We start from the raw sequence: 23246 nt of genomic DNA on the forward strand, positions 1-23246 counted from the left end.
CTCCTTTGTTAACCATTCATAATTTTATCGTGCGGATGGAGCGTATCATCGTAAATTTCTGTAGGGTATTTGCCGGTAAAGCACGCGAGACACTGGCCGCAGTTCGGCTCGCTTTTATCCCGGCCGATGCCGTTCTGCAGGCCTTCAATGCTGATAAACGACAGTGAATCCGCCCCCATCAGATCGCGCATTTCATCGACGGTATAATTTGAGGCAATCAATTCTGCCTTCGTTGACGTATCTATTCCGTAGAAGCATGGGTGCGTAATCGGCGGTGACGTAATGCGCACGTGCACTTCTGTTGCTCCCGCTTCCTTGAGCATGCGGACGATCCGCTTGCTTGTCGTGCCGCGGACAATTGAATCATCCACCATCACGACTCTTTTGCCTTCCACGACCCCGCGAACCGCGGACAGCTTCATTTTCACACCCTGCTCCCGGAGCGCCTGTGACGGCTGGATAAAGGTCCGGCCGACATACCGGTTTTTAATCAGTCCGAGTTCATACGGTGTACCCGTAGCTTCGGCATAGCCGATAGCAGCAGAAATGGAAGAGTCCGGCACCCCGGTCACGACATCTGCTTCCACCGGAGCTTCCTTGGCCATTTCCTTGCCGAGATTTTTTCTCGCCGTATGCACGTTAATATTGTCCACATTGGAATCCGGGCGGGCAAAATAGACGTATTCCAGACTGCATATTGCCCGGGATGTGGCAGTTGAAAACAATTCCGAGTGCATGCCCGAGTCATCAATGCTGATAATTTCTCCGGGCTGCATGTCCCGGACGTACTCAGCGCCGATCACATCAAACGCACACGTCTCGGAAGCAACCACATACGTGTCCCCGATTTTCCCGATCGCAAGCGGACGCAGACCGTTTGGATCCATAGCGCAAAGCAGCTTGTCCTCGGTCATTACTGCAAAGGCGTATGCTCCTTCAATATAGGACAGGGCATCCTTCAGCTGGTCTTCAAACCGGGTTTCATCGCTTCTTTTGATTAAATGGGCGAGCACTTCAGTGTCCGAGGTGGACTGGAAAATGCTTCCCTTTCTTTCGAGCTCCTCTTTTACGTGGTTGGCATTGACAAGATTTCCATTATGCGCAACAGCAAGACCAGTTGTCTGCGACTGAAAAAGCAGTGGCTGACAGTTCACCAGACCGCCGCCGCCTGCCGTAGCGTAGCGTACGTGACCGACGGCTGAGTTTCCCTGCAGCTGTTCGAGGTCTCCTTCTTTAAAGGCTTCCGTAATAAGACCGAGTCCTTTGTGGCTCGACAGTTTATCGCCGTCGCTGACGACGATGCCTGCCCCCTCCTGCCCGCGGTGCTGCAGGCTGTGCAGCCCGTAATAGGTCAGCTGTGCTGCCTCCTCATGGTTCCAGACAGCAAACACGCCACATTCTTCGTTTAAGCCTTTGATTTCACCAAGCATGGAATAGCTCCTTTCCAGGCGTTCTCCAACTCCTTGGCAGAAGCTTGAAGAATCGTCTCTTCCGATTCTTTGAGTAAGTGCAATGCTGCCTCTTCTGTCACTCTGCCGGCGTATCTGGCATCTGGTACTGTCTGTTCGAAGGCTTTCCGGTTTTCCGGTGTTACCGAAATCACGTAGCGCGACTGCGTTTCAGCAAACAATTCATCGACAGTATCTCCGGCGATCACCACTTCCACTCCGAGTCCGGTGCCAAACGTGCTTTCTGCAATTGCCACAGCAAGACCGCCTTCGGATACGTCATGCGCCGACTGCACCAGCCCTGCCTGAATCGCCTTCAGCACATCCCGCTGCCTCCGGTACTCAGTGTCAAGATCAAGCTCCGGCGCCCGTCCGTCAATCGAGCCGGTCTGCATCTCCTGAATCTCGCTGCCGCCAAAGTCTTCGCCCGCTTCACCGATAATATATACAGCGTCCCCTGCCTGCTTAAACTCCTGAGTTGTAATATGGGCAAGCTCTTTAATCAGCCCGACCATGCCGACGACCGGCGTCGGGTAGATCGCGCCGTTCTGCGTTTCATTGTAAAGCGATACATTGCCGCCGATAACCGGTGTTTCAAGGGTTTTGCATGCTTCTGTCATGCCGTCAATCGACTTTTCAAACTGCCAGTAAATTTCCGGTTTTTCCGGATTGCCATAGTTCAGGCAGTCGGTCAGCCCAAGTGGCAGCCCGCCCGAGCATATAATATTCCGGGACGCTTCTGCGATAACAATTTTTCCGCCCTGCTCCGGATCAAGCCCGAGATAGCGCGCGTTGCAGTCGGTTGTCATCGCAAGTGCTTTGTCCTTGCCGCGTACCCGGAGCACCGCTGCATCGGAGCCTGGCATGACGGCTGTATTGGTGCGCACCATGTAATCGTACTGGTCGTACACCCATTCCTTGCTGGCAACCGTCGGCTGCTTTAACAGATCCGTGAGCGTTTCTTTCGCATCACTCACCTCCGGCCGCCACGCCTTCTGCTCCTGGCGTTTGCGGAACGCTTCCGGCTCCCGGGACTCGGGATAGTAGACCGGTGCGTCTTCGGCCAGCGCGTCTACAGGCACGTCCGCAACTTTTTCCCCGCTGTGCCAGAGTACAAGACGCTGATCATCGATAACGCGGCCGATTTCCGCCGAGTGAAGCTCCCAATGGCTGCAGATATCGTGAATCTCTTTTTCTTCGCCCTGTTTGACCACCAGAAGCATCCGCTCCTGGGACTCGGAAAGCATCATTTCATACGGGCTCATGTTGAGCTCGCGCTGCGGTACCGTATCAAGGTTCATCTCGATGCCCGATCCCGCCTTGCTGGCCATTTCTGCTGAAGAAGAAGTCAGCCCTGCAGCTCCCATGTCCTGAATCCCGACGAGCGATTCACATTTCACGAGCTCCAGACATGCTTCGAGCAGCAGCTTTTCCATAAATGGATCACCCACCTGCACGGAAGGACGCTTGCTTTCTGATTCGTCGCTGATTTCTTCCGAAGCAAAAGTAGCTCCGTGGATACCGTCTTTACCGGTGCTTGCCCCGACGTAAATAACCGTATTTCCGGCGCCGCTGGCAATCCCCTTCTGAATATCCTTATGGTCAATCAGCCCAACACACATGGCGTTCACAAGCGGATTGCCCTCATAGCTCGGGTCAAACTGCACCTCGCCTCCAACCGTCGGCACACCGATGCAGTTACCGTATCCGGCAATGCCTGCCACAACCTCTTCAAATAAATATTTCACCCGTGGCTTGACCAGCTCCCCGAAACGAAGCGAATTCATAATGGCGACCGGCCGGGCACCCATTGAGAACACGTCCCGGAGAATGCCTCCGACGCCGGTAGCCGCCCCCTGATAGGGCTCGATCGCTGACGGATGGTTATGGCTTTCCATTTTAAATACAACCGCCTGCTCATCACCAATGTCGATGATGCCGGCGCCTTCGCCAGGTCCCTGCAGCACACGCTCGCCCTCTGTCGGAAACTTTTTCAGCTGGGCTTTGGAATGCTTATAGCTGCAGTGCTCCGACCACATGACTGAAAACAGGCCGATTTCTGTATAATTTGGCAGGCGCCCGAGAATTTTTTTAATCATTTCGAATTCTTCGTCTTTTACGCCCATTTCCTGATAAATTTTTTCCTGTTCAATCTGTTCTGCAGAAGGCTCAAGTAGTAAGGACATGGGATTTCCTCCATTGCTTCAATATTGACTGAAAGATTTTCAATCCGTCATCACTGCCAAGAATCTGGTCAGTTGCTCGTTCCGGATGCGGCATCATGCCCATCACGTTACCCTGCTTGTTTATAATGCCGGCAATCGCTTCTTTGGAGCCGTTAAAATTGTCTTCGTATGTGAACACAATCTGATTGTTTGTCTGCAGGTCTCTCAGGGTCTCGTCGTCGCAGTAATAGTTTCCTTCGCCGTGGGCCACCGGGATCGTTATTCGTTCACCTTCGGCGTATTCGGAGGTAAAGCCGGTTTCATGATTTGCCACCATGAGACGTGCCGGCCGGCAGATAAACTTCAGCGACCGGTTCCGCTGCATGGCTCCGGGCAGCAGTCCGGCTTCGAGAAGCACCTGGAAGCCATTACAGACGCCGAGCACCGGCTTGCCTTTTTCCGCCTGCTCCACGACGCTTGCCATAACCGGGGCAAAACGGGCAATCGCACCGGAACGAAGATAGTCTCCGTAGGAAAAACCGCCGGGCAGAAGAATACCGTCATAATCCGCGACACTTTCTTCCGTGTACCAGACTTTATCCACCGGCTCTCCGAGACCCTCCTGGATTGCATAGTACATGTCGTCATCACAGTTGGATCCTGGAAACACGATAACCGCGAATTTCATCAGGACACGCCCTTTCCGATCGTGTACGTATAATCTTCAATCACCGGGTTGGATAGGAGCTTTTCACACATTTCCTCAATCCGCGCTTCAAGGTTGTTTCCTTCCTCTACTTCAAGCTCAATATACTTGCCGGTCTGGACAGATGCCACCTCATGGTACCCCATTGTCTGCAGGGCGTTTTCAATCGTACTTCCCTGCGGATCAAGCACTCCTTCTTTCAATGTCACATACACTTGAACGTTAACCATGTGCAGCCCCTCCTAATCGCTGTAATATTTCGGTATAGCCTTCCTGAAGAGAACCAATCCCGTAACGGAACAGATCTTTGTCAAATTTCTGCCGGGTTTCTTTATCCCACAGCCGGCACGTATCCGGAGAAATTTCGTCAGACAGCAGCAGCTTTCCGTCCTCTGTCGTTCCAAATTCAATTTTAAAGTCCACCAAAAGCAGTCCGTGGTCGGAAAAATGCTTTTTAAGCGTTTCATTCACGTGTTCGGCCATCTGCTTCATATCCTTCACCTGCGACGGGGAGGCCGCCTGCAGCAGGCGGATATGGTCATCGTTAATTAAAGGGTCCCCAAGCTCGTCGTCCTTGTAGTAGAATTCCACCACCGGCTGATCCGTTTCAATGCCTTCCTCAATGCCGGTGCGGCGGTGGAGGCTGCCGGCAACAATATTGCGCACAACGACCTCAAGTGGAATGATGGTTGTTTTTTTGACCGCCTGCTCGGTTTCGGAGAGCCGGTCCACGAAATGGTTGTTTATACCTTCCTCGTGCAGCTTTTGAAACAGCAGGGAGGAAATTTCGTTATTCAGCTTGCCTTTGCCGACCAGCACTTCCTTTTTCTCTCCGTTAAAAGCGGTGGCATCGTCTTTGTACTCTACCCAGAGCGTGTTTTCCACGTCTGTTTCATACAGCTTTTTGGCCTTTCCTTCATACAATAGAGCGCGTTTTTCCATCGCAGGCTCCTCCTTTGGACTATCCCTTATTATTCGATGCCGGCACGGGCGAAGATCGTATCGACTTCCTTCATGTGATGACGGTGATCAAAGCAATCCTCGATTTCTTCACTGCTTAAAACATTTGTAATGGCCGGTTCACTTTCTACAAGCTCCCGGAACGGGATGCCTTTTTCCCATGCCTCCATTGCCTTAGGCTGGACTGTGTCGTACGCTTCCTCACGTACCATGCCTTTGTTGATCAGCGTAAGCAGCACACGCTGGGAGAAGACAAGACCGAGCGTTTTGTCCATGTTTGCTTTCATATTGTCTTCAAATACGGTCAGGTTTTTCACGATATTGCCAAAGCGGTTCAGCATGTAATTGAGCGCCGTCGTCGCGTCTGGAATAATAATTCGTTCAGCTGAGGAATGCGAAATATCGCGTTCATGCCAGAGCGGAACATTTTCATAAGCAGTCAGCATATGGCCGCGGATCACCCGGGCCAGGCCGGTCATATTCTCCGATCCGATCGGATTGCGTTTGTGTGGCATCGCTGAGGAACCCTTCTGTCCCTTGGCGAAAAACTCTTCCACTTCCCGGGTTTCGCTTTTTTGCAGGCTGCGGATTTCAACAGCCATCTTTTCAATCGACGTAGCAATTAACGCGAGGGTGCTCATGTAATCAGCATGACGGTCCCGCTGCAGCGTCTGCGTCGATACCGGCGCTGCCTGAAGGCCAAGCTTCCGGCAGACCGATTCTTCAATAGCCGGCGGAATGTTGGCAAACGTCCCAACCGCTCCCGACAGCTTCCCGACGCGGATGCCCTCGGCTGCGGCGTCAAAGCGTTCGATATTGCGCTTCATTTCCTGATACCAGAGAGCGAGTTTAATCCCGAAGGTAGTGGGCTCCGCGTGCACGCCGTGGGTGCGCCCCATCATAATCGTATGCTTATGCTCCTTTGCCTTGTTTTTTAAAATTTCGAGAAAACGCTCCAGGTCCGCCCGTAAAATCTCATTGGCCTGCTTAATCAGATAAGAGAGCGCCGTATCTACAACATCAGTGGAGGTCAGGCCGTAATGCACCCATTTGCGCTCATCGCCGAGCGTCTCCGACACCGCCCGTGTAAACGCCACAACGTCATGGCGTGTTTCCTCTTCAATCTCCTGGATCCGTTCGATATTAAAGGAAGCATTATCCCTTATTTTTTTCACATCTTCCTTTGGAATGTCCCCAAGCTCCGACCAGGCTTCACAGGCACAGATTTCGACCTCCAGCCAGGCGTTGAAGCGGTTCTCTTCGGTCCAGATGGCACCCATTTCCGGGCGCGTGTAACGATCGATCATAATCAGGTTCCTCCACTCTTCTCTTTAATTAGTTATTTCTCTATGTACTGCTTCCATACATCTGAGGACCGCTCAAGCGCATCCTGAAGATCCTCCCGCAGCACCGTCCAGTGCCCCATTTTCCGGCCGGGCTTGGCTTCATCCTTGCCGTACAGATGCACATGATCCTTGCTCCACTCTTCCATATGCGCCGTTACCGCTTCGACGTGTTCCCCGAGAATGTTGGTCATGACCACCGGCTGCTTCAGTCCGGCAGGCCCGAGCGGAAGACCGCAGACAGCGCGGATGTGCTGTTCAAACTGGGAGGTTTCACATGCTTCAATCGTATAGTGGCCTGAATTGTGCGGCCTTGGCGCCACTTCGTTTACATACACCGTGTCATCGTCTGTAACAAACATTTCCACCGCAAGGGTGCCGACTAGATCAACATGTTCGGCAAGCCGGTGGGCGATACGGATCGCTTCTTCATTTACAAAACGCGAAATTCTTGCCGGGACAATAGTCTGGTGCAGAACGTTATTAACATGGATATTTTCTCCGACCGGAAACACGCCGGTTTCCCCGTGCACGCTCCGGGTAACAATGCAGGAAATTTCTTTTTGGAACGGGATCCACGCTTCGAGTACGAGCTCTTTGCCGTCGCTTCCCCCGAGGGCTTCAAACGCTGCTTCTGCATCCTCCTCTGCCTTTAACACTACCTGGCCCTTCCCGTCGTAGCCGCCGCGGCATGTTTTTAATACGCTGGGCACACCAATCTGCTCTACCGCTGCCGAAAGCTCTTCGCGGGAGGTCACCTGGTGATACGGAGCTACTTTAATATCTGCTGCTTCAATTGCCTGCTTTTCACGAAGACGGTGCTGCGCCGTATACAGCAGCTGGCTTCCCTGCGGAAGATAAAGGGTATTTTCCAGATGCCTCGCTGTCTCTGCGTCAATATTTTCAAATTCATACGTTAATACATCACACACTTCTGCCATGCTGTCTGCCCCGTCACGGTCATCATAGGAAGCTTCAATTTCAATATCAGCCACCTGCCCGGCAGGCGAGTCTGTTTTTGGTTCAAGCACGGCCACCCGGTAGCCCATTGGCTTGGCCGCAAACGCCATCATTCGTCCGAGCTGTCCGCCTCCAAGTATTCCGATCGTCTGTCCCGGTTTCATTACTCGCCCCATAATTCATCTCCTGACTGCATGACCTGTTCACGCATTTTTTCTCTACGCTGCTGAAGCTTATCTGCCAGCTTTTCATCAAAGGCTGAAATCATCTGAGCGGCCAGCAGTCCGGCATTGGTCGCCCCGGATGTTCCAATTGCCACGGTCGCCACCGGCACGCCGCCGGGCATCTGGGCGATGGATAAAAGCGAGTCCCATCCGCTTAAAGCCTTGGACTGCACCGGCACTCCGATGACCGGCAGGGTTGTTTTTGCTGCTACCATCCCAGGCAGATGAGCTGCCCCGCCCGCACCGGCAATAATTACTTTTATTCCGCGCCCTCTTGCCTCTGCCGCGTATTCAAACATGTAATCCGGTGTCCGGTGGGCGGATACGATGTTCTTTTCAAACGGCACCCCGAGTTCGTCGAGCACCACGCATGCCTTCTGCATCGTTTCCCAGTCGGACGTACTGCCCATTATTACTCCTACCTGCGGTTCCAATTGCGCCACTCCTTTGCTTTTCCACGCATACTTTTTGACATAAAGAAGCCCCGGTGCCAGATCCATCCCTAAAAAAGGATAGTCTTCCGCACTCCGGGGAAGGTCTCGTGAACGTATACGCTCTACTATAGAAGAAAATTTCAAGCCGAAGCTTCCACTATTTCAGACAAAGGCTTCGTTTGATCATTCTCCTCATAGTCCAGCAATTTACGGTTGCCGGGTAGAGACGCTCGAGCCTTATTCCCGAAAGTATATGAGGATTGTCATCGTTCTGCTTTTCTTGCTTACGTGTTTTAGCTTAACAAGCTGTGATATTATCTGTCAATCAAAATTCGAACAATTGGAATGACCATAGCTTAAATGTTCGTTTATTTCTTTTTTGCTTCAAAACTGATTTCCTGTTTCACCGGCACATACTGTCTTTCTCCGTTAATGGTCTGCTCTTCAAATACGGGCTTTTCCATTCTGCGTACCGGCATAAAGCCCTCTGCAGCAATCCGGGAGAGACACTCCTCCACCGTTTCTTCTTCCTGCACGTAAAATGTCTGTTTATTTTTCTTTTTAGCCATTCTTTTCGCTGCTCCTTATTTCTTCACTTCTGCATCTATTATAACAGGTTCTTTCTAAAAAAAACGAACGAAGCAGAATTTCATTTCCCGCTTCATTCGTTTATTTATCGTCCTTTTTCTGTGCCTATCGTTCGTATAGTCTCTTTTAAGACAGCAACACCGTTTACACAGTCTTTTAATTCAGTAAATTCTTCCGGCGTGTGACTTTTCCCTTCGAAGCTCGGGACAAACAGCAGGCCAAATGGCACGTAGGCTCCGAACATCATGGCGTCATGGCTCGCGCCCGATACGAGAGATTCTGCCGTTAAGCCAATGCTTCGGGAGGCATCCCAAATCGAACGCCGGATCCATTCAGGGGCCGGTACTGGTTTTACTCTGAAGGCCACTTCATGAGAAACAGTAAGCTCCCGGCGATCGGCTATTTTCTCCGCTTCGCTTCGTGCCAGACTGATCATCTGGTCCCGGACCTCCTCATCAAGGTCCCGGATATCGGCTGTCAGCCGGGCCTCTCCAGCAATTACGTTTGAACCGTTCGGCTCGAGAGAAAGCCTTCCTACGGTAGCTACTGCAGTGTCACTGTGCATAGCCGGAAGCTGCTCCAAATACAGAATAAATTCTGCTGCTGCAGCGGCTGCGTCTTTTCTGATGTTCATCGGTGTGTTCCCGGCATGGTCTGTTTCTCCAAGAAAATGCACGTCAAGCCATGAAGGGCCGGCGATTCCTTCTACAACGCCGATACTTGCCTCCTGCTGTTCTAGCTGCTTTCCCTGCTCCACATGCAGCTCCAGATATGCCCGCAGCCGTTCACGCGGATAAATATTATTTTCGAGCTTATTCGGCGAATAGTCCATCAGCTTCATTGCCTCCGCCGCCGTCACTCCCTCGTCATCCCGCATTTGAAAGAAAGCATCCTTCGAGATATCGCCGACGGCCGCACGACTCCCGAGGAGCCCACTCCCGAAACGGGCTCCTTCTTCATCTACAAAAACGGCAATCTCTACAGAACAATCCAGCATGGCACCTTCTGCCTTCAATGCTTCTACAGCCATCAGGCTCGATATGCAGCCGAGAGCCCCATCAAAAGCACCGCCGTTTTTCACAGTATCCAGATGTGAGCCGGTAAGGATAATCGGTGCGCCGGCCTGGCCAGACTCCCACAGGCCATAAATGTTTCCCACACCATCTTCCCTGACACTCAGTCCCGCTTCCTTCATCCAGGAACGAAAAAGATTTTTTGCCTGCTGTTCTTCTTCTGTATAGACGTAGCGCGTAACACCGCCTTCTTCTGTGCGGCCGATGGCTGCCAATTCTTCCAGACGGCTGGCCAGCACCTCGGGATCGATTGACGGAAAGCCCCTGCTTTCCTCAATCGTCTGGAGCAGGCGCTCCCTGCTGAATCCCTCGTTACCCAAAGCATCATCACTCCTTCTCTTCTTTCACACTAACACACCGGCAAAAACGTTACACTTCATTGCATCAGGTCCACGATAAAAACCTCCGGCCTTCATCATTAATACAGTGAAATTTGCCAAAAAATCATCTGTTTCCATTATATACTATTTAACCGTATCAAAAGTAGCTTAATACAAGAATAAATACTCCTGTTTAAAAACAGAAATTTTGGCTTCTAAAAAAACAGGGAAAAGATATTTGCCAGCATTTTGACGCAAAAAACCGCCCTGATGATTTCCAGGGCGGCTTCTGCATAAAAGTCTATGAAACATAATTGGTCGTAATGATAGAGCGCTCCATTTGATACAGCTGCTCCTGGGAGTACAGGGGCGCGTTTTGGGAAAACTGCTCGTGAAAGAAGGCCCGTAGTGCTGCTTCTGTCGTAAAACGATGAGTATAGGCATCTACCGACACATCCTGCACAAACCGGTCCTCCTGCGTGTTCGAATGGCCGAAGAAAATAATTGGCGTAACTTCCCCCGGGTTGTGCTTTTCCCTGCGCAGGAAATCCTCTGTGATCGAAGCCGTTGCTTTGGCATGCTCAATCGGGCTGTCGTGCACTTCAAATGTTCCTGACCGGACATGCCCCCGGCTTGTGTTTTGAAACACCATCGTCGTTTCCACATCTTCCTCGACGTCCGGGTACAGCGTATCAAGCACAAAATCAAGCGTTCCGGCATTGTGCTTACTGACCCCGTGGATAATATGGCCTTTCCATTTCTGCGTCTCAAGCACATACAGCCCCCGGGTCGTCAAAACAACGTGGTCCACCTGGCGGGTCGACAGCTCCGTTCGTTCGTCCAACGGCACGTAAACGTGTCCGGAAATCAACATTTCGTCCACGGCAATCTGATTTGCTTCGACAAGATCATTTTTAATGCTTCTAAGCAGCTCATGTGTTTTCATTTCTTCCGGTTCCCGTGAAATTTTTTCCAAATGATAAATGTAATCCGTCAGTTTCCCTTTTTCTTCCTCATACTTGCCGCGTATCGCCTGGATGTCCTCGCGGTACTGCGAGCTTTTTCCTTCAATTTCTTCTTCCATTTTTCTATCATACTGCCGGACTTTTTTTAAATACTGGTCCCGCTGAATTAAAATGACCGCCCCAATGATGATTAAAGCTATAATAACTGTAACCGCTATACCCATATAAGCACCTCTTCCATCTCCTGCCTTAATATTTTTACTATGACCCGGGATTTGGTACACTAAAAATCGCTTCTTATTCGCTATGTAAAATTATATACATCATATTTCTATCATAATCAATATATTCCTTTTCGTATACACCAAAAGAAAGGATTCTTCCCTATGACACTTTATCCTGTGGTTCCAAAGGACTTTTATGAAAAACCGACGCTCGAGCTGTCCCGGGCACTGATCGGCTGTGTACTCGTGCATGAAACACCGGAGGGCCCTGCAGCTGGCAGGATCGTTGAAACGGAAGCCTATATAGGACCCGTGGACCGCGCTGCCCACAGCTACAATTACCGCAGAACAAAGCGGACGGATGTAATGTTTTTCCCTCCGGGGCACGTGTATATGTATACGATGCACACCCATGCGCTTCTAAATATTGTAAGCGGGGTGGAGGAGTCTCCCGAAGCTGTCCTCATCCGCGCTGTCGAGCCGGCTGCAGGCCTTGAGCTTATTCAAAAACGCCGGCACCGTGTCCGCGGCATTCAGCAGACAAACGGTCCCGGCAAGTTAACGAAAGCGCTTGGCATTGATATGAGCTACTACGGCCATGAGCTTGACCGTCCGCCGCTGTATCTGTCACCTAAGGATTACGAACCTGCGGTTGAAAGCGGTCCGCGCGTCGGTATTTCCGGAAGCGGCGAGGCACGCCATTACCCTTGGCGGTTCTTTGAAGCCGGCAATCCCTACGTTTCCAAATGGAGGGCCTGAGCCCCGTTATTTCAGAGCAACGATCCGGCGGCCCTGGATACGGTTTTCCAAAATAGCGTCAAGATCCTCCGCCAAATCATCCAGCGTGGTCTCGCTTGCAATCGTATCAAGCAGTGATTGAATTTTCAGGTCATCTGCGAGCCGGTTCCACACATATTGTCTTTTTTCCACCGGACAATAAACAGAATCAATTCCAGCCAGATTGACACCTCTTAAAATAAACGGGAGGACCGTGGTAGGAACGTCTGTCCCTCCGGTAAGTCCACTGACAGCTGCGGTACCGTGATATTTCATCGTACTCAGCAGGTAGGCAAGCGTTTCTCCCCCAACTGGGTCCACAGCCCCGGCCCACATCGCCTTACCAAGTGGTTTACGTTTATCCGGATTCACGTCCTCGCGGGACAGGATACGTCCTGCGCCAATATTTCGGAGGTAATCATGGGCTTCACTGTTCCCGGTAACGGCTGCCACGTCATACCCGAGGGAGTGGAGCATCGCTACAGCCATGCTTCCAACACCGCCAGTAGCACCGGTTACAACGACTTCGCCCTGTTCCGGCGTGACTCCTTCCTCCTCCAGGCGCACTACCGATAATCCTGCTGTAAACCCGGCAGTGCCAAAAATCATAGCTTCTCTTGGAGTCATCCCCTTCGGCAGCTTCACTACCCAGTCAGCAGGCACTCTTGCTTTTTCCGCATAGCCGCCGTGATGGGCCACTCCGAGCTCATAGCCTGTAACGAGCACTTCGTCGCCCTCCCGATACCTCGAATCACTGGATGAGGCGACAACGCCGGCGAGATCAATGCCTGGAATCAGTGGGTAGCCCTGGGCAATCTGGCTTCCAGGTGCCGCTGCCATCCCGTCTTTAAAGTTGATGCTTGAATAGTGTACATCGATGGTGACGTCGCCTTCAGGCAGATCGTTTTCTTCCAGTGTACGTACTTCTTTTGTAACTTCTCCCTGATCGTTTTTATCCACGACCAGCGCTTTAAATGTGCTCATGCTTTCCACCTCCATAAAATAATCCTCTAAACTATTCCCCAAAAAGCTTTATTCCATGCAGAGCAAAAACAAAAAACACGCGCCTCCTTTAGGAAGCACGTGTGGGATGCTACGGTGTTAAAAATAAGAAAAAGATGATAAACACAAAAAACAACGCGTACATAATCGGGTTCAGCTGCTTTCCTCTTCCAGTGAGCACCATCGTGATCGGATAGAAGATAAAACCCATCGCAATACCGGTCGCGATACTGTAGGTGAGCGGCATTGATACAATCGTTAAAAAGGCCGGCACCGCAATTTCGAGACGCTGCCACTCAATTAAGCGCAGCGACGATACCATCAATGCCCCTACAATAATTAGAGCCGGAGCTGTTACAGCGCTTGTTACCACGCCGAGAAGCGGCGAGAAAAACAAAGCGGCAAGAAACAACAGCGCCGTAATAATCGATGCAAACCCGGTACGCCCTCCGACAGCTACGCCGGCTGAAGATTCAATATATGCTGTCGTTGTCGAGGTTCCCAGAATTGAGCCGATCACGGTGGCCGATGAATCCGCCACCAAAGCACGCCCGGCACGCGGAAGTTTGTTGTCTTTTACAAAGCCGGCCTGGTTGGCTACTGCAAACAAAGTTCCGGCTGTATCAAAAAAGTCTACAAACAAAAATGTAAGCACTACTACGATAAATCCAATAACAAAGCTTGAATCCCACGAAAAGTCCGCAAGAGAGGTGAAAGCAGCACCAAATGTCGGGGCGATACTAGGCACCCCGGAGACAATCTGGCCCGGTGGCTGAATCTGCCCCACCAATATGCCAGCCAGAGCTGTAATCACCATTCCGTAAAAAATACCTCCCCGGATGCCAAGCGTCATCAGTATGACGGTAACAAGCAGCCCAAATGCCGCAAGAGCAGCCGGCCCGGAGGTGAGTGTACCAAGCGTGACGAGAGTAGACTCATCAGCCACTACAATCTGCGCTCCCTGCAGCCCGACAAAGGCAATAAACAGTCCAATACCGGCAGAAACAGCGTATTTCAGCTCCTCCGGAATCGCGTTAATAATTTTTTCTCTAATACCAAATGTCGTTAAACCGATAAAGATCATCCCGGAGCAGAATACCCCAAACAACGCAAGCTCCCAGGGGATCCCCATTGTCAGCACAACGGAATATGTAAAAAAGGCATTAAGCCCCATCCCCGGTGCCAGAGCTATCGGATACCTGGCAAGCAGCCCCATAATCAGTGTCCCAATAGCTGCTGCCAGGGCTGTCGCTACAAACACGGCGGACTCATTCATTCCGGCTTCGGCTAAAATACTGGGGTTGACGAATAAAATATACGCCATCGCAAGGAAAGTCGTTAAACCGGCTAACGATTCTTTCTTGTAGTTCGTTTCATTCTTTTTAAATTCAAAAAAACGATCCATCCTCTTATCTCTTCCTCTCTTTCCTCTCCCCAGGCAAAACTCTCTCTGATTGTATTATATACTTACTAAGCACTTACCGCGCAAGCCCCTACTCCCATTCAATGGTCGAAGGCGGCTTGGATGTAACGTCATACACTACACGGTTAACGTGCTGCACTTCATTAACGATTCTGGTGGAAATTTTTTCGAGAACGTCATATGGAATACGGGCCCAGTCCGAAGTCATTCCGTCAATCGAAGTAACCGCGCGGATTCCGACTGTATAATCGTATGTCCGGCTGTCTCCCATTACGCCCACGCTTCTCATATCCGGAAGCGCCGTGAAGTACTGCCAGATTTCACGATCAAGACCGGCATTTTTGATTTCTTCGCGTAAAATGTAATCTGATTCCCGGACAATTTCGAGCTTCTGCTCCGTAATCTCCCCGAGCACACGAATACCCAGTCCCGGTCCCGGAAACGGCTGACGCCATACGATTTCATCCGGCACCCCGAGCTCCGTTCCGAGCTTGCGGACTTCGTCTTTAAACAGCGTATTCAAAGGCTCAATCAGATCAAATTTCATGTCCTCCGGCAGCCCGCCGACATTGTGGTGGGACTTTATCGTCTGTGCTGTATCCGTACCACTTTCAATGACGTCTGTATACAGCGTGCCCTGAACAAGAAAATCCACGTTTTCAAGCTTTCCTGCCTCTTCTTCAAACACGTATATAAATTCATTTCCGATAATTTTCCGTTTTTGTTCCGGATCGCTCACTCCATCGAGCTGATCGAGGAAACGTTTGGCTGCGTCTATTTTCACAATATTCATCTGAAACCCGCGTCCGAGCGACTCCATGACGCCTGTCGCCTCCTCTTTACGCAGCAGGCCGTGATCAATAAACATGCATGTAAGCTGATCCCCGATCGCTTTGTGAACGAGCGCTGCAGCCACCGAGCTGTCCACTCCGCCGCTCAATGCACACAGTACGTTACGGCTGCCCACCTGCTCCCGGATAATTGCCACCTGCTCATCGATAAAATTGGCCATCGTCCATTCATTCGAGCATCCGCAGACACGGTAAGCAAAGTTCTTCAGCATGTCATCGCCAAACTGGGTGTGGCGTACTTCGGGATGGAACTGAACGCCGTACATTTTCTTCTCCGGAGCGCTCATCGAAGCTACCGGGCATGATGGGCTGGTTGCGTCGACCGTAAAACCTTCCGGCGGCTCGACAATTAAGTCGCCATGACTCATCCAGACGCTCTGGGTTTTCGGCAGTCCTTCAAACAATACCGGATTCGCCTGTACATGAATATCGGCTTTTCCATACTCCCGATGCTGGGCTTTTTCCACTTTTCCGCCGTAATGCAGTGTCATCAGCTGCATTCCATAGCAGATTCCCAAAATCGGAATATCCAGGTCAAAAATAGCTGGATCGCAGGTAAGTGCGCCTTCGACATACGCACTGTTCGGCCCACCGGAAAAAATAATCCCCGCTGGGTTCAATTCTTTAATTTTTTCAGCACTGATCGTGTTCGGATGGAGCTCGCTAAAAACACCGAGATCTCTGATCCTGCGTGTAATCAATTGATTATACTGGCCGCCAAAGTCCAGAACAATAATCGTTTCACTGATATTTCCTACGCTCATCGCTTCTACCCCTAACTGTTTTCAAATATGTACGTTCAAGGTTCACTTTAAAGGAATGCCTGCTTCCGGGCAACAGCCTGCTTTGATTGCCAGCTCATCCGCACGTAAAATACTCCTGCAGAAGCGGGCCTTCTGCAGACCAAAAAAGCTGCCTTCGTAAAGTATACGAAAGCAGCTTTGACTGGAGACACACGGCGGCGCTTCTGCTGGCGTGTGCCCTTCGCTGCCCTCGTAGTCCAGCCATTTTCCGGCGGCCGGGTAGAGACATTCGGGCCTGATCCCGAACTATACGAGGTATTCACCTGTAAACATAGAGTAAATTCTAACAGCCGGCTCAGTGCCGGTCAAGAACGGACTTTCTTTACCAGCTGTTTCCATGCCGCAACTGCCTCCGGCCCGGCTTCGTTCCCGGTCTTACGTCCGTAATACAGACGTTCATATTTCTCTGTCAGATGCTCCATCTCACCGCTTCCGTAGATGTCATTCACCCGCACGGCAAATTCCCGCAGCGTTTCCCCGGCGTTCCGTTTTACACGTGCTGTCTGCAGCAGCCGCAGCAGCGCCTGGTAAGCATTTTGAAACTCTTCATCAGAATGCATGTGCCGGTATTTGAAAAGAAGATAGCTGGCCAGCAGCTTCCTCCGGAAAAGCCATCCGGCTGCTGGGAGGATAACTACCGCTGCAAAAAAAGGCCACAGCGGAAGCCTCCAGTCAATGCCGGCGCTGCCAGAGGAATCCTCCTGTTCTTGTTCGCCCTCTTCCCCAGTTTCAGGAGCCGCTTCCTCTTCTTCAGGGGCGGCCTCCTCTTCCTCCGTTTCCTCTTCTTCAATTTCGGGTGCTTCTTCTGAGGCTTCATTATTTTCATACGTGTAATTAAACTCTGAAGAAAAACCCTTCGTCGGTTCAAACGGCACCCAGCCTACTTCGGGAAAATAAACCTCCACCCAGGAATGCGCATTTTCATTTGTGACTTCCACCTGATTTTCATTCCCCGGCGCCTGGTCGCCTTCCGTGAATCCTTTGACCCAGCGCGTCGGTATATCAAGCGTGCGGAGCAGCACCGCCATTGAAGTCGAATAATTATCACAGTAGCCTGTTCGTGATTCAAACAGAAACTGGCTGACATAATCTCCGCCCTCCGACGGAGCCGGAATGTTGGTCGTCTGATAGGAGAAATTCGGACCGCGCAAATACCTTTCCACGGCTCTGGCTTTTGCATAGCGGTTATCGTCATCTGCTGTAAGCTCTTCGGCAAGCTCCTGAATTTCTCCCGGAAGGTCGTCGGGAAGCTGTGTGAAGTATTCCGTGATCTCCTCCGGATCCTCTGAATTATCAGTAACAGCACTCATCTGCTCTACGGGAAAATCTGCTGTTTCATACGCCACCGTGTAATTAGTTAACGACGCCGACTCTCCGCCAGCCTCAAACTCCACCTGGGTGGTCCAGGCGTCCACTGATGTTTCTATGTCTTCTTCAATAGAAAGAAACGAACCTGGATAAAAGGCAAAATCAAACTCCTGGGTTTCTGCCATTTCAATGTTTACTTCCTGTTCTTCTGTTTCGATATTTTCATTGTATAAGCCGGCTTCAGAAGACGTCTCATCAGGGGCGTCTATTTCCCACCCAAGACCGGTGTATACATTTTTAGCCTCGCCCCGCCAGTAGCCGTTAATATCGCCTGATGCAGTAAATACCGGCATATCACTCATTTGAAATCCTCCGCCAAGGCGTTCATCAGTATTGTCATAGCCAATCTTCTGCACACCCTGACTGCTCCCGGTGCTGCTCTCTCCCCACGTTAAAAATGGAACGGGATCAGGCCACCGTGGTTCACTTTTGGGGGCAAGCACTCCAACGCCTCCGGCGGTAATTAAAAAAGCAGCCATGATCAGCGTCCACCGTATAAAAATCTTCCTCTGAGCCTGCCTGTCCTCCGCCTGCGATACAATACGTTCCCACTGAAGCAGTCCTAAAAGCAAAAATCCTATAACAAACGTACGGATAATCGCAAACATTCCATCGTATTCGAAAAAAGTATCCATTACGCCAATATAAATAACCGTAAATGTCAGGAAAAATAAAATCCGGCGGGACTGTACCACCCAGAAATAAATCAAATAGCTCATAATAGCAAGCAGAAGCATAAATAACACACTGCGGAACATATCTGTCAGAGCGTACCACTGGCCGCTGATTATATAACCAACATTCGTCTGCACTTCCGCCCCCAGAGTAATCAGCCAATTCAGCTGCAGCAGCGATTCCTCATAAAATACAATATTTATACCTATTAGTATAGTCAGCAGTACACTGCCGATTATCGCCCACCAGGGCGGCCGCAGATAAATGACGATAAAAAAGGCGGCAGAGACAGCCATAAATACGGTCACTGATCCTGTCCCGGTAGCTGCCGGCAGGGGCAGCAGCCATTCTGCCAGCAGCAAATAACCAAGAATATAAACAATCAATTTTTTCCAGGTATGCTCCGGTTTAATCAAATAATTATGCCTCCTCTATAACACTTCAAAACCGGCCTCGCCCGGCTGCACATAGTATATATGAATATTGGTATGCCGCAGCGCTTCTACACCCTTATGGTGGGACAACCCACTCTCATCAGGAAGCAGAGCCACAATAACAGAGCGTTTCTGTCCGGCCCATTGCTTTAATTCTTTAATTCTAATATCCGGAAGCACCGGAGTCACATAAATCAGTGCTTCGGGCCCCGGGGCCTGACGTAAAAACGGCGAAGCCTCCGTATCTGTATTCAATTCCACATACGCCAGACCCTGATAAATACGCTGAAAATGCTCTTTGGAGGTTCCGGAATGCTGCAGAGGCTGCCCGGAAGCAGTGACTCCGTAACCAATAGGCATTTTCATCTGATAGGCATACTCCGTTAAAGAAGCAGCAAATTCCACTGCGGTTTCAAATGATTCGGGTGCTATATCAGCTGCGGTTTCAAGCAGCAAAAAATAGCCTTCTCCCTTTTCAGCTTCAAATTCTTTTGTCACAAGCTTTCCAGCCCGGGCCGTCACCTTCCAGTCAATATTTGCCATCCGGTCCCCGGGGGTATAATCCCTCACCCCTGCGACATTAACAGATTCATTTTGTATCCGCTGCGACAGTGAGACTGCCTCCGAGGAGTTGTCTGCCGCCGTATTCCAGTTCGCTAACTTTCTCATTCTTGGAAGTACTACCACCGTAGAAGAAATCAAAATATCGTAATCTTTTTCCACAAAGCCAAACAGATCGCCGGCACGGACGCGGAGATAACCAATGGTATGCTTTCCCCGTCTTCTGCCCCTAAGGCTGTAGGAATAGGACGCCTCCCTCTGAAAAAAAGGGAAAATCAACGCTTCTGCCGACGTTTCCCAATCCCTGAGCCCGTAAGGCTGATGATCCCGGATCTTTACGTACATCAGTGGAAGCGGAATTCTTTTTTTTAATGTGACTACAGCTTCAGCATGACCGTTAAAGGAAAGCATATCAGCACTCAGTCTGCGTTCAGCCTTTAAAGAACGAAGCGGATAGACTAGTAATAATAATTGTATAACCGCGAGGGTCGTCACACTGTAAAACAAAAACCAGCTGACAAACCCCCCTTGAAACATAGCGTAAATAAATAATACAGCTAATGCAGCCAGAACAGCTGCCAGCTGCATTACTTTTCTTCCGATTTTTAAAAACCGACTCATGGGCGTACCGCCGAATCACTGTCCGAGGCCGGTACACGGACGCTCGATAAGATGTCCCGCACCACGGTCTCTCCGTCTTTATCCGCCATCTGCTGGTCTGTCTGCAGAATAAGGCGGTGCCCCATAACGAACGGCGCAAGGTACTTCACATCATCCGGGGTTACGTAGTCTCTTCCTCTCACAAAAGCATATGCCTGCGATACCTTCATCAGCGCAATCGATCCCCTTGGACTTACGCCAAGATAAATATCGCGGTGATTTCTGCTCTCCCGCACAATGGAAACAATGTACTGCTTCACTGAATGGTCCACGTGCACGTTTTTCACGAGCTCCTGAGCCCTCAGGACGTCTGCGAGACTCATTACGGATGAAAGATCATCAATCGGATGCGTGAATTCCACACGCTCGAGCACTTCTATTTCCTGCTCTTCTGTAGGATAGCCGAGCCGGAGCTTAAACAGGAAGCGATCGAGCTGTGCTTCCGGCAGAGGATACGTTCCCCCGTACTCTACCGGATTCTGTGTGGCCATCACAAAAAATAAACGTTCGAGGTTTCTCGTTTCGCCGTCCACTGTAACACTTTTTTCCTCCAGCGCTTCGAGAAGGGCTGACTGCGTTTTCGGGGAAGTACGATTAATCTCGTCTGCGAGCAGAACGTTTCCCATTAACGGGCCGGGCCGGAATTCAAACTCCATCGTCCGCTGATTATATATAGACACACCTGTTACATCTGATGGGAGAAGATCCGGCGTGAATTGTATTCGTTTAAAACTCGCGCCAATCGATTTGGCAATTGCCCGCACCATCATCGTTTTTCCCACCCCGGGCACATCTTCAAGCAGGATATGCCCGCGGGCCAGAAGCGCTGTCAGGCTTAATTCAATTTCAGCTTTTTTTCCGACCACGACCTGCTGCACGTTTTCGATGACACGCTGCAACGCTTCACGTTCGTTCACCAATATCTTTCTCCCCCTACTGTATATGCTCTCGCTCTGTAAATCATATTAATCTTATCACAATAACCCACCCCTAGAAAGAAAACCGACTATTCCTGCTCCCGGTTTTCCGGCAGTATTTTTCTTCGCTCCACCGGCGATTTCAGCACAATCGACGTATTAATGTTCCCGTAGGAGATCAGGGTATCAACAAGCTCTCTCAGGCTGTCCATCCCCTCCACCGCTGCTTTAATAAAATAGCTTACTTCTCCGGTCACCCGGTGACATTCCAGTACCCGCGTGTCCTCTGCAATCATTTTTTCAAAGCGGGGAATCGTGTCCTTTAGTTCACTCACCTGGATCATCAGAAGCGTATCCCGGCCCACGGCTTCCGGAGAAACCACCGCACTGAAGTGATCAATAATTCCTCTCTCCTGCAGCCTCATCATTCGCTCTGAAACGCTTGGACGGCTTAAATTTAATTTTTTGGATAAATCACTGACCGATATTCTCCCGTCCTCCTGAAGTAACTCGAGCATTTCAATATCAATATGATCCATTCGAACGCACTTCACCTTTCTTTTTGAACATCAATAATCAAATATACCTTCATTTTTAATGTTATTAAACCAATTATCCTTCATATGATTATTCAAGAATGGTTAATTTTTCCTTATAATAGAAGTAACCTATTGTTGAAGGAGAGACGACCGTTGATAAACATAACCAATATACTACAAGTCCTGGCCGGATGTTTGTTAGCTGCCTTTGGCATTACTCTGCTCCAGCACGCTGATTTAGTCACCGGAGGCACTGCGGGCCTGGCGCTCGGTTTAACATATGTCCTGCCGCTGTCTTTTTCCGCCGTCTTTTTTATAATCAACCTGCCTTTTTATGTGTTCTCTGTGGTGCATATGGGATGGAAATTCACGCTGAATACGATCGCCGCAGTATCTTTGCTTTCTGCACTGACAAGCCTGGATTACTTTCTTCCTGCTTTCAGCATCCATCCGGCTGCTGGTGCCATTTTCGGCGGGGTCAGTATAGGAGCCGGCATATCGATTTTATTTATGAACAACACCTCGCTCGGCGGAGCTAATATTCTGGCGTTGTTCCTCCAGCGACGGCTCCAGTGGAACCCAGGCAAAGTCAATTTATCCTTTGATGTAATGGCGGTGGCTGTCGGACTCGCTTCTGTCGGCTTAATCGCAGGAGCTTATTCCACACTCTCCATTATTGCTACTGCTTTTGTAATCAGCGTAGCTAAAGGGAAAATTGCCGCTTCAAGGCCCGTTCCGAAAGCGAAGCCACGTTCTTCGCGCCAGGGAGCACTAATCGAAAAACAATAAATCAAAAGCAGCTTCCCACAGGAGGCTGCTTTTTTCAGCTTTCCGTCAAACCCTCCGTCAGTGCTGCGGCTGCTTTCTTTTCATCATCAGCCACAGAGGCTTCAAACAGCTTTTCCTGCTGGAACGGGGTATACTTCATGTCGAAGCCGTGGTGCCAGGCAATTTGCCGGACGAATTCCCGCTGCGTTCGGCCGTTTCCTTCCCGGAACGGATGAATATGATTAAGGTCATTGTAGACCGGGGCAAGGGCTTCGGCGAAAGCTTCCCTGTCCCTGTACGTCATTTTATTTATTGCCTGCACAGAGTCTCTTAGGTGACGCAGTCCTCTGTCGATAAACGCTGCAGGCAGAAAGGATGTCTGTCCTTTAGCAAGGTCTACCGTCCGAAACTCTCCGGCCCAGGCGTATACATCAGAAAACAGCCGCCGATGAATACGCCGTATATGCTCTTCATCAAAGGAGCCAAGCACCTTTTTTGCTGTCATCATCTGCTGCAGGCGGTACGTTGTAATAATCTGTTCGATTTTTTCCGCTTTGGCTTTTTCCCGAAAATTCATTTTGTTTATAAGCACTCCGCTGTCTCCATACGTGTAATAGGATTCGCTCATATTATAAACGCCCTTCCGCTATAGAAGCTGTCACTTCTTTAATCGTCATTTTCCCATCGCGGAGCTTCCGCACAGCTTCGATATCTTTTTCTGAAAAAACAAACCCTTCTATTTCTGCAGAAACAATCGCGTTCTTAAGCTCCCGTTCTTCGGGCGTATCCGGGAAATCGTATTTGTCTGTTGCGGACGAGCCGTGTTTTTCATGCATTGTTTGCCCTCCCCCTGCCTGTAATGAAACAGTTTTTGCTTTCTTCTCGTTTCCATTTGCTCTCTCCTGCCCGGAGCTAAAGAAAATCTTTTTTGCACGTTTTTCAGGTGCGCCTCTAGGAGTATCATTTCGGATACTATACCACTTCAAAGTGGGTACTTCCATGCCTGAGCCTTCTGCTAGTATGATGAAAGCTGCATACTATAATAAAAATAAGAGGAG

Annotated in this window: 22 protein-coding genes and 2 riboswitches; of the genes, 2 read left to right on the plus strand and 20 right to left on the minus strand. The window is 50.2% G+C overall.

Features of this window, described 5'->3' with window-relative positions:
* Nucleotides 1–8: 8 nt before the first annotated feature.
* From purF to Q0757_RS14030, 11 genes are all read right to left on the minus strand, one after another.
* Nucleotides 9–1430 carry an amidophosphoribosyltransferase gene (purF, locus tag Q0757_RS13980; protein ID WP_298788392.1) on the minus strand — a complete coding sequence of 474 codons (1422 nt, stop codon included), beginning with the start codon at nt 1428–1430 and terminating at the stop codon, nt 9–11.
* Nucleotides 1406–3634, minus strand: coding sequence for a phosphoribosylformylglycinamidine synthase subunit PurL (gene purL, locus Q0757_RS13985; RefSeq protein WP_298788394.1), 2229 nt, complete (start codon nt 3632–3634; stop codon nt 1406–1408). The genes purF and purL overlap by 25 nt, the downstream gene beginning before the upstream one ends.
* On the minus strand, nt 3618–4301 hold the full coding sequence (gene purQ / locus Q0757_RS13990; RefSeq protein WP_298788396.1) for a phosphoribosylformylglycinamidine synthase subunit PurQ: 684 nt from the start codon (nt 4299–4301) through the stop codon (nt 3618–3620). Before purQ ends, purL begins: the two co-directional genes overlap by 17 nt.
* On the minus strand, nt 4301–4549 hold the full coding sequence (gene purS, locus Q0757_RS13995; protein ID WP_022793713.1) for a phosphoribosylformylglycinamidine synthase subunit PurS: 249 nt from the start codon (nt 4547–4549) through the stop codon (nt 4301–4303). The genes purQ and purS overlap by 1 nt, the downstream gene beginning before the upstream one ends.
* Nucleotides 4542–5261, minus strand: a complete 720-nt coding sequence (gene purC, locus Q0757_RS14000) for a phosphoribosylaminoimidazolesuccinocarboxamide synthase (protein WP_298788400.1) — start codon at nt 5259–5261, stop codon at nt 4542–4544. Before purC ends, purS begins: the two co-directional genes overlap by 8 nt.
* A 29-nt stretch (nt 5262–5290) precedes the next feature.
* A complete protein-coding gene (purB, locus tag Q0757_RS14005; protein ID WP_298788402.1) occupies nt 5291–6586 on the minus strand; it encodes an adenylosuccinate lyase in 1296 nt (431 codons plus the stop codon).
* A 32-nt stretch (nt 6587–6618) separates the two neighbouring features.
* Nucleotides 6619–7758, minus strand: a complete 1140-nt coding sequence (purK, locus tag Q0757_RS14010; protein ID WP_298788404.1) for a 5-(carboxyamino)imidazole ribonucleotide synthase — start codon at nt 7756–7758, stop codon at nt 6619–6621.
* Entirely contained in the window at nt 7746–8240 is a 495-nt protein-coding gene (gene purE / locus Q0757_RS14015; protein WP_298788479.1) for a 5-(carboxyamino)imidazole ribonucleotide mutase, read from the minus strand. The genes purK and purE overlap by 13 nt, the downstream gene beginning before the upstream one ends.
* 175 nt (nt 8241–8415) lie before the next feature.
* Nucleotides 8416–8517, minus strand: a riboswitch (purine riboswitch).
* Nucleotides 8518–8608: 91 nt separating this feature from the next.
* Nucleotides 8609–8809 carry an NETI motif-containing protein gene (locus tag Q0757_RS14020; protein WP_298788406.1) on the minus strand — a complete coding sequence of 67 codons (201 nt, stop codon included), beginning with the start codon at nt 8807–8809 and terminating at the stop codon, nt 8609–8611.
* Between the two features lie 104 nt (nt 8810–8913).
* Nucleotides 8914–10221 (minus strand): Zn-dependent hydrolase, encoded by a 1308-nt coding sequence (locus tag Q0757_RS14025; protein WP_298788408.1) that lies wholly within the window; start codon nt 10219–10221, stop codon nt 8914–8916.
* A gap of 301 nt (nt 10222–10522) precedes the next feature.
* Nucleotides 10523–11410: a nuclease-related domain-containing protein gene (locus tag Q0757_RS14030; protein ID WP_298788410.1), complete on the minus strand. Its 888-nt coding sequence runs from the start codon at nt 11408–11410 to the stop codon at nt 10523–10525.
* A gap of 162 nt (nt 11411–11572) precedes the next feature.
* On the opposite strand from Q0757_RS14030, the gene Q0757_RS14035 reads away from it, so the two are divergent.
* On the plus strand, nt 11573–12169 hold the full coding sequence (locus Q0757_RS14035) for a DNA-3-methyladenine glycosylase (protein ID WP_298788411.1): 597 nt from the start codon (nt 11573–11575) through the stop codon (nt 12167–12169).
* 6 nt (nt 12170–12175) lie between these two features.
* On the opposite strand, the gene Q0757_RS14040 is transcribed toward Q0757_RS14035, so the two are convergent.
* The 7 genes from Q0757_RS14040 to Q0757_RS14070 all read right to left on the minus strand — a co-directional run bounded on the left by Q0757_RS14040 (nt 12176) and on the right by Q0757_RS14070 (nt 21420).
* Nucleotides 12176–13171 (minus strand): acryloyl-CoA reductase, encoded by a 996-nt coding sequence (locus Q0757_RS14040; RefSeq protein WP_298788412.1) that lies wholly within the window; start codon nt 13169–13171, stop codon nt 12176–12178.
* 109 nt (nt 13172–13280) lie between these two features.
* Nucleotides 13281–14594, minus strand: a complete 1314-nt coding sequence (locus tag Q0757_RS14045) for an NCS2 family permease (protein ID WP_298788414.1) — start codon at nt 14592–14594, stop codon at nt 13281–13283.
* Between the two features lie 88 nt (nt 14595–14682).
* The gene (guaA, locus tag Q0757_RS14050) at nt 14683–16227 is read right to left on the minus strand and encodes a glutamine-hydrolyzing GMP synthase (protein ID WP_298788416.1); all 1545 of its coding nucleotides are present in this window, start codon (nt 16225–16227) and stop codon (nt 14683–14685) included.
* A gap of 212 nt (nt 16228–16439) precedes the next feature.
* Nucleotides 16440–16540: riboswitch (purine riboswitch) on the minus strand.
* Nucleotides 16541–16571: 31 nt separating this feature from the next.
* The gene (locus Q0757_RS14055) at nt 16572–18725 is read right to left on the minus strand and encodes a transglutaminaseTgpA domain-containing protein (RefSeq protein WP_298788418.1); all 2154 of its coding nucleotides are present in this window, start codon (nt 18723–18725) and stop codon (nt 16572–16574) included.
* A 15-nt stretch (nt 18726–18740) separates the two neighbouring features.
* Nucleotides 18741–19925, minus strand: a complete 1185-nt coding sequence (locus Q0757_RS14060) for a DUF58 domain-containing protein (RefSeq protein ID WP_298788420.1) — start codon at nt 19923–19925, stop codon at nt 18741–18743.
* Complete coding sequence (locus Q0757_RS14065) at nt 19922–20881, minus strand: MoxR family ATPase (protein ID WP_298788481.1); 960 nt, start codon at nt 20879–20881, stop codon at nt 19922–19924. The genes Q0757_RS14060 and Q0757_RS14065 overlap by 4 nt, the downstream gene beginning before the upstream one ends.
* A gap of 89 nt (nt 20882–20970) precedes the next feature.
* Nucleotides 20971–21420: an Lrp/AsnC family transcriptional regulator gene (locus tag Q0757_RS14070; protein ID WP_298788422.1), complete on the minus strand. Its 450-nt coding sequence runs from the start codon at nt 21418–21420 to the stop codon at nt 20971–20973.
* A gap of 153 nt (nt 21421–21573) precedes the next feature.
* Between Q0757_RS14070 and Q0757_RS14075 the strand changes: the two genes are divergently transcribed.
* Nucleotides 21574–22209 (plus strand): YitT family protein, encoded by a 636-nt coding sequence (locus Q0757_RS14075; protein ID WP_298788424.1) that lies wholly within the window; start codon nt 21574–21576, stop codon nt 22207–22209.
* A 34-nt stretch (nt 22210–22243) separates the two neighbouring features.
* Here the strand turns inward: Q0757_RS14075 and Q0757_RS14080 are convergent, their stop codons facing one another.
* Together Q0757_RS14080 and Q0757_RS14085 are read right to left on the minus strand one after the other, a co-directional pair.
* Nucleotides 22244–22816, minus strand: a complete 573-nt coding sequence (locus tag Q0757_RS14080) for a Fic family protein (protein ID WP_298788426.1) — start codon at nt 22814–22816, stop codon at nt 22244–22246.
* Nucleotide 22817: 1 nt separating this feature from the next.
* A complete protein-coding gene (locus tag Q0757_RS14085; protein ID WP_298788428.1) occupies nt 22818–23189 on the minus strand; it encodes a hypothetical protein in 372 nt (123 codons plus the stop codon).
* Nucleotides 23190–23246: the final 57 nt, after the last annotated feature.

Source organism: uncultured Marinococcus sp. (genome assembly GCF_947493875.1).
Taxonomy (GTDB): Bacteria; Bacillota; Bacilli; order Bacillales; family Marinococcaceae; genus Marinococcus.